Consider the following 14,962-nt stretch of genomic DNA (forward strand, 5'->3'; position numbering starts at 1 on the left):
TACACGTGACCAGCACACCGCAGGCACCCCAGTCAGGAGCCAAGCCGGCTCAGCCCGAACACCTCGGGCACGTCATCTTCATCGCGGCGGCGGCCGCGATGGGCGGCTTCCTCTTCGGCTACGACAGTTCCGTGATCAACGGCGCCGTCGAGGCCATCAGGGACCGCTACGACATCGGCTCCGCGGCGCTGGCGCAGGTCATCGCCGTCGCGCTGATCGGGTGCGCGATCGGCGCCGCGACGGCGGGCCGGATCGCGGACCGTATCGGCCGTATCCGGTGCATGCAGATCGCCGCGGTCCTGTTCACCGTGAGCGCCGTCGGATCCGCCCTGCCCTTCTCGCTGTACGACCTCGCCTTCTGGCGGGTCATCGGCGGCTTCGCCATCGGCATGGCCTCCGTGATCGGCCCGGCCTACATCGCCGAGGTCGCCCCGCCCGCGTACCGTGGCCGTCTCGGCTCCTTCCAGCAGGCCGCGATCGTGGTCGGCATCGCCATCTCGCAGCTGGTCAACTGGGGCATCCTGAACGCGGCCGACGGCAACCAGCGTGGTGAGCTGCTTGGCCTGGAGGCCTGGCAGCTGATGCTCGGCGTCATGGTCGTCCCGGCCGTCCTCTACGGCCTGCTCTCCTTCGCCATCCCCGAGTCCCCGCGCTACCTGCTCTCCGTCGGCAAGCGTGAGCGCGCCCGCGAGATCCTCGCCGAGGTCGAGGGCCACGAGATCGACCTCGACGTCCGCGTCGCCGAGATCGAGCACGCCATGACGAGCGAGCACAAGTCGACGTTCAAGGACCTGCTCGGCGGCAGCTTCTTCTTCAAGCCGATCGTCTGGATCGGTATCGGCCTGTCGGTCTTCCAGCAGTTCGTCGGCATCAACGTCGCTTTCTACTACTCCTCGACGCTGTGGCAGTCGGTCGGTGTGGACCCGGCGGACTCGTTCTTCTACTCGTTCACGACGTCGATCATCAACATCGTCGGCACCGTCATCGCGATGATCTTCGTCGACCGCATCGGCCGCCGGCCGCTCGCGATCATCGGCTCGGTCGGTATGGTGGTCGGCCTCGCGCTGGAGGCCTGGGCCTTCTCCTTCGATCTCGTCGACGGCAGGCTCCCCGAGACCCAGGGCTGGGTCGCGCTGATCGCGGCCCATGTGTTCGTCCTCTTCTTCGCCCTGTCGTGGGGTGTGGTCGTCTGGGTCATGCTCGGCGAGATGTTCCCGAACCGGATCCGTGCCGCCGCCCTGGGTGTGGCCGCCGCCGCGCAGTGGATCGCCAACTGGGCCATCACCGCGAGCTTCCCGTCGCTGGCCGACTGGAACCTGTCCGCGACCTACGTGATCTACACCGTCTTCGCGGCGCTCTCCATTCCGTTCGTCCTGAAGTTCGTGGAGGAGACGAAGGGCAAGTCGCTGGAGGAGATGGGCTGAGCCTCACCCGAGGCCCCCGATCCCGAGGAGAAGGGCCAAGTCCCCGCTGCCCCTCTCCTCGTCTCGTGAGAGACGTGCCGCCCCGGCTCAGCCACTGAGCCGGGGCAGCACGTATTCGCAGAACAGCCGAAGACTGCGCCAGCCCTCCTCCAGCGGCATCCCGCCGACCAGCGGATGCAGTACGAGGTTGTTCAGGCCCTGCGCCACGCACTCGTCCGGCGTGAGCACCCGGTAGACGCCCTCGGCGCGCAGCTCCGCCACGGTCGTGGCCGCCGACCGCACGGCCGAGCGGATGTCCGCCGACTGCCAGGAGGCGTACGTGCGCGCCTCGTGCAGGAAGTGCCCGCCATGCTCCGCCCACGTCCGGTCCGGGTCCTCGGCGAGATGCAGCAACGGCGTCTGCGCGGCGGGCATCATGGTCCAGCCCTCGGTGCCGTACTCCACCAGGCGTTCCTTGTAGTACGCCTCCAGCTCGGGCAGGTGCGCGCTGGGGAAGAACGGCAGGCCGAGGCGGGCGGCCCGGCGGGCGGCGGCCCGCGAGGAGCCGCCGACCAGCAGCAGCGGGTGCGGGTCGGAGTACGGGCGGGGCGTGACGCGCACCGTCCGCCCCCGGTAGGTGAACTCCTCCCCGGTCCAGGCCTTCAGGACCGTCTCCAGCACCTCGTCCTGCAACCGCCCGCGCCGTGCCCATTCCACGCCGAACAGCTCGTACTCCTGCGGCCGGTACCCGATGCTGGCGACGGTCACCAGCCGCCCGCCGCTCAGCAGGTCCAGTACGGCGATGTCCTCGGCCAGCCGCAGCGGGTCGTGCAGCGGGCCGATCACCGCCGAGACGGTGACCGCGAGGTGCTGGGTGGCGCCGAGCACCGCTCCCGCGAACGCGAACGGCGAGGGCAGCCAGTTGTTCGGCACACCGTGGTGCTCCTCCGTCTGCACGGTGGTGATCCCCTGGTCGTCGGCGTACCTGGCCATCTCCAGGGCCGTCCGGTACCGATCGCGCAGGGACGCGGGGGTGGCGTCGGGTTCGACGAGGTTGAAACGGACGACCGAGACGGGCATGGGGGTCCCCTTCGCCGGGCGGGTGTGGAGGGGGACGGTAGCTGACGGGGCGTCAGGTCGCCAGATGTGAGGCGCCGGGCGGGGCCGCCGGGGCCACACGTCACTTGTACGAACGCACAAACTGGGTCCGCCGGAGCCCCATGGCTGATACTGGACGGGTTATGGAAATCGTCATCCTTGCTGTAGTCATCGCCGTGGTCGTGATCGGCGCGATCGGCGGGCTCGTCATCGGCAGCCGGCGCAGGAAGTCGCTGCCCCCGCCGCCGCCCACGACGCCCGACATCACCGCACCTCCGGCCGAGCCGCATGTCGGCGACGAGGCCGAGACGCCGCGGGAGGAACCGCGCCGCACGATAGAGGAGGTGGACCTCCCCGACGGCTCGGCCCCGGTCGCCGTCGAGGAACCGCCCGTCGTCGAGCTCCCGCCGACCGAGATCGAGGTCCCGGAGCCCACCGCGGGGCGGCTCGTCCGTCTCCGCGCCCGTCTGTCCCGCTCCCAGAACGCCCTCGGCAAGGGGCTGCTCACGCTGCTCTCGCGCGAGCACCTCGACGAGGAGACCTGGGAGGAGATCGAGGACACCCTGCTCACCGCCGACGTCGGTGTGCAGCCCACCCAGGAGCTGGTCGAACGGCTGCGCGAGCGGGTGAAGGTGCTCGGCACCCGCACCCCCGTGGAGCTGCGCGGCCTGCTGCGCGAGGAACTGCTCACCCTGGTCGGCACCGACCTCGACCGGGTCGTGAAGACCGAGCCCGAGACCACCAAGCCCGGCATCGTGATGGTCGTCGGCGTCAACGGCACCGGCAAGACCACCACCACCGGCAAGCTCGCCCGCGTCCTGGTGGCCGACGGCCGCAGCGTCGTCCTGGGTGCCGCCGACACCTTCCGGGCCGCCGCAGCGGACCAGCTCCAGACCTGGGGCGAGCGGGTCGGCGCGTACACCGTGCGCGGACCGGAGGGCGGCGACCCCGCCTCCGTCGCGTTCGACGCCGTCAAGGAGGGCAAGGAGATGGGCGCCGACGTGGTGCTCATCGACACCGCCGGACGACTGCACACCAAGACCGGCCTCATGGACGAACTCGGCAAGGTCAAGCGCGTCGTCGAGAAGCACGCCCCGCTGGACGAGGTGCTCCTCGTCCTCGACGCCACCACCGGCCAGAACGGTCTGGTCCAGGCCCGCGTCTTCGCCGAGGTGGTCGACATCACCGGCATCGTCCTCACCAAGCTGGACGGCACCGCCAAGGGCGGCATCGTCGTCGCCGTGCAGCGCGAACTCGGCGTCCCGGTCAAGCTCATCGGGCTCGGCGAGGGTGCCGACGATCTGGCACCGTTCGAGCCGGAGGCCTTCGTGGATGCGCTTATCGGAGAGTGAGCCCCCACGGACATCCGTACACCAGGAAGCGCCCGCCCCAGTTGTCATCGGGGGTGGGCGCTTCGTCGTGGACGGGGACTGTCGGCGCGGGCGCCGGGCAGGGACGCGGGGCCCGCACGGGCGTCGGGCGTGTTCGCGAGGCCCGCACGGGCGTCGCGCAGGGGTGCCGTGCCCGCCGGGCGTCACGTCCGGCCGCGATCGTGGCACAGGGGAGCCGTCTGTCCGAGCCGGGGGCGAGGGGCCATCCCCCCGCCTCCGGGGGCGAGGGGGCCCGCCCGCCCGGAGCCGGGTAGGACTACGCCCGCGACCGGTGTGCCACGTAGGCCAGCGTCCCCAGCAGCAGCCGTGCCGCCGGCGGCTTGCGTGCCGAGTCCAGATCCGGCGGGCGCAGCCAGCGCACCGGGCCGAGGCCGCCGCGGTCCGAGGGCGGGGCCGTGATGTGCGTACCCCGGCCGAGGCCGCGCAGGTCGAGGTGCGGGTCGTCCCAGCCCATGCGGTACAGCAGCGCGGGCAGCTCGGGCGCGGAGCCCGGGGCGACGAGGAAGTGGGCGCGGCCGTCGGGGGTGGCGGCGACGGGGCCGAGGGGGAGGCCCATGCGTTCCAGCCGGACCAGGGCGCGCCGCCCCGCGGGCTCGGCCACCTCGATCACCTCGAACGCCCGCCCGACGGGCAGCATCACCGCCGCGCCCGGGAACTGGGCCCAGGCGGTGGTCACCTCGTCGAGCGTCGCCCCGGCCGACACCTCCGGCGCGAAGTCCAGCGGATGCGCGCCCGGCGCGCGGCAGTCGGCGCGCCCGCAGGAACAGGCGCCCGCGGCGGCCCGTGCGCCCGGGATCACGTCCCAGCCCCACAGCCCGGTGTACTCCGCCACGGCGGTGCACTCCGACGTGCGGCCGCGGCGGCGCGAGCCGGACCGGATGTCGCGGATCCCCCGACTGCTGCCGATCGTGAAGCCCATGCCCCCTCCAACGGGTCCGACACATCGGTGGTTACGAGGCGGAACCAGAACGTGACTCTCCGTTTCCGACTTCCCGCCTGCCACACGATCCAGACGGCTTGCAGAAGCATCACGGGTGGTGTGCTCAGGGCTGCGCGCCCCTGCGCGCACCCGTCCGCCCATTTCCGTCCGGCCTATGTCAAGTGAATCGTGCGGAGGCGACTGCGAGTTCATTCGAAGGGGTGGCGAATGGTGGCGTTTCCGGGATCGCCGTGGCCGGGCGGGTGATCGTAGGATTACCGTGTGTGCACGGCGACCGGGGCACATGCATTTGTGGGTATGCCGGAGGCAAGCAGGTTCCTCGTTCGAAGACTGAGAAGTACCGGACGGGCGACCGTACTGACGGGCATTCTGATAGGGCTTGGCGCAGTTGGTGGCAGGCGATCCGAGGGATGGGGGCGTTCCAGTGGGCGGCAGCGGCGGAAGCGGGACGAACGCTGAGAAGCGCCCGAATGAGCTGTTGGGCTCGTGGTTCGTGCGCAGTGGCTGGTCGAAGGGCGAGCTGGCGCGTCAGGTGAACCGCAGGGCACGCCAGTTGGGCGCCAACCACATCTCCACCGACACCTCGCGCGTCCGCCGCTGGCTGGATGGTGAGAACCCCCGCGAGCCGATCCCGCGCATCCTGTCGGAGCTGTTCTCCGAGCGGTTCGGCTGCGTCGTCTCCATCGAGGACCTCGGCCTGCGCGCCGCCCGCCAGTCGCCCTCCGCCCACGGCGTGGACCTGCCCTGGACGGGCCCTCAGACGGTCGCGTTGCTCGGCGAGTTCTCGCGCAGCGACCTGATGCTCGCCCGCCGCGGCTTCCTCGGCACCTCGCTGGCGCTGTCCGCCGGACCGGCGCTGATCGAGCCCATGCAGCGCTGGTTGGTCCCCGCGCCACCCTCCCCGCGGCCGGAGCCCTCCTCGGTGCCGTCCACCCGCGCGCGGGGCCGGCTGTCCAAGCCGGAGCTGGATCTGCTGGAGTCCACCACGGTGATGTTCCGGCAGTGGGACGCCCAGTGCGGCGGCGGCCTGCGCCGCAAGGCGGTCGTCGGCCAGTTGCATGAGGTGTCCGACCTGCTCCAGGAGCCCCAGCCCGAGTCGACCACCCGCAAGCTGTTCAAGGTCGCCGCCGAGCTGGCCGAGCTGGCTGGCTGGATGTCGTACGACGTGGGACTCCAGCCCACCGCCCAGAAGTACTTCGTGCTCGCCCTGCACGCCGCCAAGGAGGCCGGTGACCGCCCCCTCGGCTCGTACGTGTTGTCCAGCATGAGCCGCCAGATGATCCACCTCGGGCGCCCCGAGGACGCGCTGGAGCTGATCCACCTCGCGCAGTACGGCAGCCGGGACTGCGCGAGCCCGCGCACCCAGGCGATGCTGTATGCGATGGAGGCCCGCGCGTACGCCAACATGAGCCAGCCCGGCAAGTGCAAGCGGGCCGTGCGCATGGCCGAGGACACCTTCGGTGAGGCCGACGACTGGGACGAGCCGGATCCCGACTGGATCCGCTTCTTCTCCGAGGCCGAGCTGTTCGCCGAGAACAGCCACTCCTTCCGCGACCTCGCCTACGTCGCAGGCCGCAGCCCCGCCTACGCCTCCATGGCCGAACCCCTGATGCGGCGGGCCGTGGAGCTGTTCGCGCAGGACAGCGAGCACCAGCGGTCGTACGCGCTGAACCTCATCGGCATGGCCAGCGTGCACCTGCTCCAGCGGGAGCCCGAGCAGAGCGCCGTCTTCGCCGATCAGGCCATGACCGTCGCCAAGAACGTCCGTTCCGAGCGCGTCAACACTCGTATCCGAAAGACCGTCGACACCGCGGCCCGTGACTTCGGTGACGTCGCCGAGGTCGTGGACCTCACCGACAAGCTCGCGATCGAGCTGCCGGAGACCGCCGAGGCGGTCTGAGCACAGCGGCGAAACCCCTGACCCCGGCCGCGGCCGGCCCTCCCGAACTGCCCGACTCGGCTCCCCCATGCCAGGTCGTCGGAAGGCCGCCCGCGGCCGGTCCTTCCCCCCGGAAACGCAGCGGGGAAAGGTTGCGCCACGATAACGATCGCGCGGCCCGGTAGCAGGCAGTTCATTGACGCGTAACACGCGCGGCGCCTTCGTCACCCCGGCGAAACATCGAGGGGCTTCCACCGAAACGGCGCTGCGCCAATGTCGTGGCGCATAACCGGCCCACCCCTCATCCCGCTCAAGGCTTCGCCCGCACGGGCCGTATCCAACGACGAGGAGACGCCGATGGCTCCAGCCATCACGCTTGCGGCGGACGCACCCACGCTGTCGTCCGCGAACACAGGCTTCATGCTCATCTGTTCCGCCCTGGTGATGCTCATGACCCCGGGCCTGGCCTTCTTCTACGGAGGCATGGTCCGCGTCAAGAGCACCCTGAACATGCTGATGATGAGTTTCATCAGCCTGGGAATCGTCACCATCCTGTGGGTGCTGTACGGCTTCTCCATGGCGTTCGGTACGGATTCCGGCAGCCTCATCGGCTGGAACTCCGACTACGTCGGCTTCACGGGGATCGGCATCGGCGACCTGTGGGACGGCTACACCATCCCGGTCTACGTCTTCGCCGTCTTCCAGCTGATGTTCGCGATCATCACGCCCGCCCTGATCAGCGGCGCCCTCGCGGACCGCGTGAAGTTCACGGCATGGGCGCTGTTCATCACCCTGTGGGCCACGGTCGTGTACTTCCCGGTCGCCCACTGGGTCTGGGGCGCGGGCGGCTGGGCCTTCGAACTGGGCGTGATCGACTTCGCCGGTGGTACGGCGGTGCACATCAACGCCGGTGCCGCGGCTCTCGGCGTGATCCTGGTGATCGGCAAGCGCATCGGCTTCAAGCGGGACCCGATGCGTCCGCACAGCCTGCCGCTGGTGATGCTCGGCGCCGGTCTGCTGTGGTTCGGCTGGTTCGGCTTCAACGCCGGCTCCTGGCTGGGCAACGACGACGGCGTCGGCGCGCTGATGTTCGTCAACACCCAGATCGCCACCGCGGCCGCCATGCTGGCCTGGCTGATCTACGAGAAGGTCCGCCACGGCGCGTTCACCACGCTGGGCGCCGCCTCCGGCGCGGTCGCCGGTCTGGTCGCCATCACCCCGGCCGGTGGCGCGGTCGACCCGCTCGGCGCGATCGCGGTGGGCGCCATCGCCGGTCTGCTGTGCGCGATGGCGGTCGGCCTGAAGTATAGGTTCGGTTACGACGACTCCCTCGACGTCGTCGGTGTCCACCTGGTCGGCGGTGTGCTCGGCTCCCTGCTGATCGGCTTCTTCGCCAGCGGCAAGGGCCAGTCCGAGGTCGAGGGCCTGTTCTACGGTGGCGGCCTGGACCAGTTCTGGAAGCAGTGCGCCGGTGTCTTCGCCGTCCTCGCCTACTCCCTGGTCGTCTCCGCGATTCTCGCCTTCCTGATCGACAAGACGATCGGCATGCGGGTACCGGAGGACGACGAGGTGACCGGCATCGACCAGGCCGAGCACGCCGAGACCGCATACGACTTCAGCGGTGCCGGCGGCGGTGCCTCCCGCACCACCCCGGTCCCGCCCACGGCCGCCGCAGCCGCGAACAAGAAGGTGGACGCATGAAGCTCATCACCGCCGTCGTCAAGCCCCACCGGCTCGACGAGATCAAGGAAGCCCTCCAGGCGTTCGGAGTACACGGACTCACGGTCACCGAGGCCAGCGGCTACGGTCGCCAGCGGGGGCACACCGAGGTCTACCGCGGCGCCGAGTACACCGTCGACCTGGTCCCCAAGATCCGTATCGAGGTGCTGGCCGAGGACGACGACGCCGAGCAGCTGATCGAGGTGATCGTGAAGGCGGCGCGCACCGGCAAGATCGGTGACGGCAAGGTCTGGTCCCTTCCCGTCGAGACCGCGGTCCGGGTCCGCACGGGCGAGCGCGGACCGGACGCGCTCTGACACACAGAAGAACAGGAGTCGCTGGGTGACGAGCACGGGCGTACGGACGGAAGCAGAGGACTCGGGACCCAGCGGCTACGCGGCGGCCCGGCTGCGTCTCCTCACGGAGGGGGCGCGGTCCGGGCCGCCGCGCCGTGCCGCCCTGGCCGGGCTGACCGACGACTGGCTGGCGGGGCTGTTCGGCGCGGGAGCGGAAGGGCTTCGTGGGGTCTCCCTCGTGGCGGTCGGCGGCTACGGCCGCGGCGAGCTGTCCCCGCGCAGCGACCTGGACCTCCTCCTGCTGCACGACAACGGCGACCCTGCGGCGATCGCCGCCCTCGCCGACCGCATCTGGTACCCGGTCTGGGACCTGGGTCTGGCACTCGACCACTCCGTCCGCACCCCGGCCGAGGCGCGCAGGACGGCCGGGGAGGACCTGAAGGTCCAGCTCGGCCTGCTGGACGCCCGCCACCTCGCCGGCGACCTCGGCCTGACCGCGGGCCTGCGCACGGCGGTCCTCGCCGACTGGCGCAACCAGGCGCCCAAACGCCTCCCCCAGCTCCAGGAACTCTGCGCCGAACGCGCCGAACGCCAGGGCGAGTTGCAGTACCTGCTGGAGCCGGACCTCAAGGAGGCCCGCGGCGGCCTGCGGGACGCCACCGCCCTGCGCGCCGTCGCCGCCTCCTGGCTGGCCGACGCCCCGCGCGAAGGCCTCGACGACGCCCGGCGCCGGCTGCTCGACGTCCGCGACGCCCTGCACCTCGCCACCGGACGCGCCACCGACCGGCTCGCCCTGCAGGAACAGGACCAGGTCGCGGCCGAGCTGGGACTGCTCGACGCCGACACCCTGCTGCGGCAGGTCTACGAGGCGGCGCGGCTCGTCTCGTACGCCAGCGATGTCACCTGGCGTGAAGTGGGGCGCGTGCTGCGGTCGCGGGCCGTGCGGCCCCGCCTGCGGTCCATGCTGGGCGGGGGGAGGCAGGTCGCCGAGCGGTCCCCTTTGGCCGAGGGCGTGGTGGAGCAGGAGGGCGAGGTGGTGCTCGCGCGGGCCGCGCGACCCGACCGCGACCCCGTACTCCCGCTGCGCGCCGCGGCCGCCGCCGCGCAGGCCGGACTGCCGCTCTCCCTGCACGCCGTGCGGCGCATGGCGGCCGGTGTGCGCCCCCTGCCCACGCCCTGGCCCGCCGAGGCCCGCGAGCAACTGGTCACGCTGCTCGGCTCCGGGCCCCCGACCATCGAGGTCTGGGAGGCCCTGGAGGCGGAAGGCCTGATCACCCGGCTCATCCCCGACTGGGAGCGGGTGCGCTGCCGGCCGCAGCGCAACGCCGTGCACATCTGGACGGTCGACCGGCATCTCATCGAGACCGCCGTCCGTGCCTCCGAGTTCACCCGCCGGGTCAGCCGGCCCGACCTGCTGCTGGTCGCCGCGCTGCTGCACGACATCGGCAAGGGCTGGCCGGGCGACCACTCGGTGGCGGGCGAGATCATCGCGCGCGACGTGGCGGGCCGGATCGGCTTCGACCGCACCGACGTGGCCGTCCTCGCCACCCTCGTACGCCATCACCTGCTGCTCATCGAGACCGCCACCCGGCGTGATCTGGAGGACCCCGCCACCGTGCGCTCCGTCGCCGAGGCGGTCGGCTCGCAGGGCACGCTGGAGCTGCTGCACGCGCTCACCGAGGCCGACGCCCTGGCCACCGGGCCGGCCGCCTGGTCGTCCTGGCGGGGTTCGCTCGTCGCCGACCTGGTGAAGCGGGTCTCGGCGGTGCTGGCCGGGGACTCCCCGGCAGATCCGGAGGCCGCGGCGCCCACCGCCGAGCAGGAACGGCTCGCCATCGAGGCGATCGCGACGGGCAGCCCCGTGCTGGCGTTGCGGGCCCAGACCGAGGCGCCCACCGAGGAGGCGACCGGCGAGCCCGAGCCGCTCGGCGTGGAACTCCTCATCGCCGTACCGGACCAGCCCGGTGTGCTGCCCGCCGTGTCCGGCGTGCTCGCCATGCACCGTCTGACCGTGCGCGCGGCCGAGCTGCGGTCCCTGCGGCTGCCGGACGGCGTCGACGGCTCGGTGCTGCTGCTGGACTGGCGGGTCGCCGCCGAGTACGGCTCCCTGCCGCAGGCCGCCCGGCTGCGCGCGGACCTGGTCCGGGCCCTGGACGGCTCCCTCGACATCGCCGGCCGCCTGGCCGAGCGCGACGCCGCCTACCCGCGCCGCCGGGGCGTCGTTGCGCCCCCAGCGCGCGTGACGGTCGCCTCGGCGGCGTCCCGTCTCGCCACGGTGATCGAGGTGCGTGCCCAGGATGCGCCTGGGCTCCTGTTCCGCATCGGGAGGGCCTTGGAGGACGCGGGCGTGCGGGTGCGCAGCGCGCATGTGTCGACGCTGGGCGCGAACGCGGTCGACGCGTTCTATGTCGCAGGCCCGCAGGGAGCCCCCCTGCCGGGCGAGGAGGCGGTGGCGGTGGCACGGAAGCTGGAGGAGATGCTGCGGGGGTGACCCGGGCCACTCGTGGAGCTCCTTCATGTGCTGGACGAGGACGATTCCCTTGGCGGGGCAGATACCCTGGAGGGCGATCCATACTGTCGCCTACTGCCGAGGACCGACGCCGCCGTGTTCGATACCCTTTCCGACCGCCTCTCAGCCACCTTCAAGTCCCTCCGGGGCAAGGGGCGACTCAGTGAAGCGGACATCGACGCCACGGCTCGCGAGATCCGGATCGCGCTCCTCGAGGCGGACGTGGCGCTGCCGGTCGTCCGGAGCTTCATCAAGAACGTCAAGGAGCGCGCGCTCGGCGCCGAGGTCTCCAAGGCGCTGAACCCCGCCCAGCAGGTCCTGAAGATCGTCAACGACGAGCTCGTCACGATCCTCGGCGGCGAGACCCGGCGGCTGCGCTTCGCCAAGCAGCCGCCCACCGTGATCATGCTGGCGGGTCTCCAGGGTGCCGGTAAGACCACCCTCGCGGGCAAGCTCGGCTGGTGGCTGAAGGAGCAGGGCCACTCGCCGCTGCTGGTCGCCGCCGACCTCCAGCGCCCGAACGCGGTGAACCAGCTGAGCGTGGTCGCCGACCGCGCGGGCGTGGCCGTCTACGCGCCGGAGCCGGGCAACGGCGTCGGTGACCCGGTCAAGGTCGCCAGGGACTCCATCGACTTCGCGAAGTCCAAGGTCCACGACATCGTGATCGTGGACACCGCCGGCCGCCTCGGCATCGACCAGGAGATGATGCAGCAGGCCGCGGACATCCGCGACGCCGTCTCCCCGGACGAGATCCTCTTCGTCGTCGACGCGATGATCGGTCAGGACGCGGTCAACACCGCCGAGGCCTTCCGCGACGGCGTCGGCTTCGACGGCGTGGTGCTCTCCAAGCTCGACGGTGACGCCCGTGGTGGTGCGGCGCTGTCGATCCGCCAGATCACCGGCAAGCCGATCATGTTCGCGTCGAACGGCGAGAAGCTCGACGAGTTCGACGCCTTCCACCCTGACCGGATGGCCTCCCGCATCCTCGACATGGGTGACCTGCTCACCCTGATCGAGCAGGCGGAGAAGACGTTCAGCCAGGAAGAGGCCGAGAAGATGGCCTCCAAGCTGGCGTCCAAGAAGGGCCAGGACTTCACCCTGGACGACTTCCTGGCCCAGATGGAGCAGGTCAGGAAGATGGGCAGCATCTCCAAGCTGCTCGGCATGCTGCCCGGCATGGGCCAGATCAAGGACCAGATCCAGAACCTCGACGAGCGGGACGTCGACCGCACCGCCGCGATCATCAAGTCGATGACGCCGGGCGAGCGCCAGGATCCGATGATCATCAACGGCTCGCGCCGCGCCCGTATCGCCCGCGGTTCCGGTGTCGAGGTCAGCGCCGTGAAGAACCTGGTCGAGCGGTTCTTCGAGGCCCGCAAGATGATGTCCCGCATGGCGCAGGGCGGCGGCATGCCCGGCATGCCGGGGGTCCCGGGCATGGGCGGCGGTCCCGGCCGGGCGAAGAAGCAGCAGAAGAAGGCCAAGGGCAAGCAGCGCTCCGGCAACCCGATGAAGCGCAAGCAGCAGGAGCAGGACGCCGCCGCCCGCCGTGCGGCCGCCGCCCAGGGCGGCAACGCCTTCGGGGTCCCGCAGCAGGGCGCGCAGGACTTCGAGCTGCCGGACGAGTTCAAGAAGTTCATGGGCTGACGGCCACTTCTTGTCGTGACGGCGCCGGGGGCACCCCTTTCCGAAGGGGTGCCCCCGGCGCCGTATCCGCACATGCTTGCGGGGCCCCTGTGTCGTAACGTCCCGATATGACCAACGCCGCGCCGTCGCGAAAGTCGCCGGACCAGCCTTGGCGCACCGAGGGCACGCCCGAGGACTCGTCGAGGCCGCCGTCCGGCTGGCGGAAGATGCCCGGCGGCTGGTGGGGACTCGCCGTCACCGCGCTCGTCGTGTTCCTGATCGCCAACCTCGTGCTGTCGTTCCTCGACGAGGAGGAACCCACGATCTCCTACACGGCGTTCAGCGAGCAGGTCGACGCCGGCAACGTCAGCAAGATCTACTCCAAGGGTGACGCGATCCAGGGCGAGCTGAAGAAGGCCCAGGACGACCCCGGGGGCGACGGCACCTACACCCGGTTCAAGACGCAGCGGCCGGCCTTCGCGGACGATCAGCTCTGGGAGGACCTGACCAGGCACGACGTCACGGTCACCGCGGAGCCGGTCGTCCAGCAGCGCGGCGTCGTGGCCAATCTGCTGCTCTCGCTGGCGCCGATCCTGCTGCTCGTCCTGCTGTGGGTCTTCATCGCGCGGCGGGCGAGAGCGGGGCTCGGCGGGGCGGGCGGCATGTTCGGGCGCAAGCCGCCGCCCAGGCCGGTCGAGCTGGAGCCGGGGGAGAGGCGCACGACGTTCGCGGACGTGGCGGGCATCGACGAGGTGGAGGGCGAGCTCAACGACGTCGTCGACTTCCTGAAGCACCCGGGCGCCTATCGGCGGATGGGCGCCAAGCTGCCCCGCGGTGTGCTGCTCGCGGGCCCGCCCGGCACCGGCAAGACGCTGCTCGCGCGGGCGGTGGCGGGGGAGGCGGGGGTGCCGTTCTTCTCGGCCTCCGCGTCCGAGTTCATCGAGATGATCGTCGGCGTGGGCGCGTCCCGGGTGCGGGAGCTGTTCGCGGAGGCGCGCAAGGTGGCGCCGTCGATCATCTTCATCGACGAGATCGACACCATCGGCCGGGCGCGTGGCGGCGGAGCGGCCGTGGGCGGGCACGACGAGCGTGAGCAGACCCTGAACCAGATCCTGACCGAGATGGACGGCTTCTCCGGGTCGGAGGGCGTGATCGTGATCGCTGCGACCAACCGGGCCGACGTCCTGGACCCCGCCCTGACCCGCCCCGGCCGCTTCGACCGGATCGTCAACGTCGCGCCGCCGGACCGGGGCGGCCGCGAGGCCATCCTGAGGATCCACACCCGGGAGATCCCGCTCGCCCCGGACGTCGACCTCGCCCGGGTCGCCCGTACGACCCCGGGCATGACCGGCGCCGAACTGTCCAACCTGGCCAACGAGGCCGCGCTGCTCGCCGTCAAGCGGGGCCAGGACCAGGTGACGCACTCCGACCTCTCGGAAGCCCTTGAGAAGGTCCAGCTGGGCGCCGAACGCGCGCTGGTGATGCCCGAGGACGAACGCCGGCGCACCGCCTACCACGAGAGCGGGCACGCCCTGCTGGGCATGCTCCAGCCGGGCGCCGACCCGGTCCGCAAGATCACCATCGTGCCGCGCGGGAGGGCGCTCGGGGTGACGCTGTCGACGCCGGAATCGGACAAATACGCGTACACCGAGGACTATCTGCGAGGCCGGATCATCGGTGCGCTCGGCGGGATGGCGGCGGAGCACGTCGTCTACGGGGTCATCACGACCGGCTCGGAGAGCGACCTGGAGCAGGTCACCAACATCGCGCGCGGGATGGTCGCCCGCTGGGGCATGAGCCGGCAGGTGGGCCGGTTGTCGGCGCTGCCCAACGACGCCCAGCAGGCGTACGGGCTGTCGGCGGCGCCGCAGACGCTGGACGTGATCGACGGCGAGATGCGGCGGGTCGTCGACGAGTGCTACGAAGAGGCCTGCCGCAAGCTGCGCGACCACCGCGACCAGCTGGACGCGCTGGCGGCGGCGCTGCTGGAGCGGGAGACGCTGGAGGAGGCGGACGCGTACCGGATCGCCGGGATCTCCCGCCTGGCCAAGACGAACGGGGAGGGGTAGCCCGGGGCCCGGCCCCGGAACTGCCGCCCCTC

At 71.3% G+C, this 14,962-nt stretch carries 10 protein-coding genes; 8 read left to right on the top strand and 2 right to left on the bottom strand.

The window, feature by feature from the left end; all coding sequences use genetic code 11:
- Positions 1-5 precede the first annotated feature (5 nt).
- Complete coding sequence (locus tag ACFV6X_RS07640) at positions 6-1,424, top strand: sugar porter family MFS transporter (protein ID WP_385379086.1); 1,419 nt, start codon at positions 6-8, stop codon at positions 1,422-1,424.
- An 87-nt stretch (positions 1,425-1,511) separates the two neighbouring features.
- Here the strand turns inward: ACFV6X_RS07640 and ACFV6X_RS07645 are convergent, their stop codons facing one another.
- Entirely contained in the window at positions 1,512-2,483 is a 972-nt protein-coding gene (locus tag ACFV6X_RS07645; protein ID WP_385379088.1) for an LLM class flavin-dependent oxidoreductase, read from the bottom strand.
- 161 nt (positions 2,484-2,644) lie between these two features.
- Between ACFV6X_RS07645 and ftsY the strand changes: the two genes are divergently transcribed.
- Positions 2,645-3,853, top strand: a complete 1,209-nt coding sequence (gene ftsY / locus ACFV6X_RS07650) for a signal recognition particle-docking protein FtsY (protein WP_385379091.1) — start codon at positions 2,645-2,647, stop codon at positions 3,851-3,853.
- Positions 3,854-4,148: 295 nt separating this feature from the next.
- Here ftsY and ACFV6X_RS07655 read toward each other — a convergent pair whose 3' ends face one another.
- A complete protein-coding gene (locus tag ACFV6X_RS07655; protein WP_385379094.1) occupies positions 4,149-4,811 on the bottom strand; it encodes a bifunctional DNA primase/polymerase in 663 nt (220 codons plus the stop codon).
- Between the two features lie 445 nt (positions 4,812-5,256).
- Between ACFV6X_RS07655 and ACFV6X_RS07660 the strand changes: the two genes are divergently transcribed.
- From ACFV6X_RS07660 to ftsH, 6 genes are all read left to right on the top strand, one after another.
- A complete protein-coding gene (locus tag ACFV6X_RS07660) occupies positions 5,257-6,732 on the top strand; it encodes a hypothetical protein (protein ID WP_385379096.1) in 1,476 nt (491 codons plus the stop codon).
- Positions 6,733-7,068: 336 nt separating this feature from the next.
- Positions 7,069-8,412 (top strand): ammonium transporter, encoded by a 1,344-nt coding sequence (locus ACFV6X_RS07665; protein WP_365454720.1) that lies wholly within the window; start codon positions 7,069-7,071, stop codon positions 8,410-8,412.
- Entirely contained in the window at positions 8,409-8,747 is a 339-nt protein-coding gene (locus ACFV6X_RS07670) for a P-II family nitrogen regulator (protein WP_030990174.1), read from the top strand. Before ACFV6X_RS07665 ends, ACFV6X_RS07670 begins: the two co-directional genes overlap by 4 nt.
- Before the next feature lie 25 nt (positions 8,748-8,772).
- Entirely contained in the window at positions 8,773-11,217 is a 2,445-nt protein-coding gene (locus ACFV6X_RS07675; RefSeq protein WP_385379100.1) for a [protein-PII] uridylyltransferase, read from the top strand.
- A gap of 114 nt (positions 11,218-11,331) precedes the next feature.
- Complete coding sequence (gene ffh / locus ACFV6X_RS07680; RefSeq protein WP_385379103.1) at positions 11,332-12,882, top strand: signal recognition particle protein; 1,551 nt, start codon at positions 11,332-11,334, stop codon at positions 12,880-12,882.
- Between the two features lie 107 nt (positions 12,883-12,989).
- The gene (gene ftsH / locus ACFV6X_RS07685; protein ID WP_385379106.1) at positions 12,990-14,930 is read left to right on the top strand and encodes an ATP-dependent zinc metalloprotease FtsH; all 1,941 of its coding nucleotides are present in this window, start codon (positions 12,990-12,992) and stop codon (positions 14,928-14,930) included.
- The last annotated feature ends 32 nt before the right edge of the window (positions 14,931-14,962 follow it).

The sequence above is a fragment of the Streptomyces sp. NPDC059861 genome (assembly GCF_042731435.1).
Lineage (GTDB): Bacteria > Actinomycetota > Actinomycetes > Streptomycetales > Streptomycetaceae > Streptomyces.

Bases quoted from the DNA above. Each gene is read 5' to 3' on its own strand.
- ftsH (WP_385379106.1), top strand. From the start codon at position 12,990: ATGACCAACGCCGCGCCGTCGCGAAAGTCGCCGGACCAGCCTTGGCGC.
- ACFV6X_RS07645 (WP_385379088.1), bottom strand. From the start codon at position 2,483: ATGCCCGTCTCGGTCGTCCGTTTCAACCTCGTCGAACCCGACGCCACC.
- ACFV6X_RS07670 (WP_030990174.1), top strand. From the start codon at position 8,409: ATGAAGCTCATCACCGCCGTCGTCAAGCCCCACCGGCTCGACGAGATC.
- ACFV6X_RS07655 (WP_385379094.1), bottom strand. From the start codon at position 4,811: ATGGGCTTCACGATCGGCAGCAGTCGGGGGATCCGCGACATCCGGTCC.
- ACFV6X_RS07665 (WP_365454720.1), top strand. From the start codon at position 7,069: ATGGCTCCAGCCATCACGCTTGCGGCGGACGCACCCACGCTGTCGTCC.
- ftsY (WP_385379091.1), top strand. From the start codon at position 2,645: ATGGAAATCGTCATCCTTGCTGTAGTCATCGCCGTGGTCGTGATCGGC.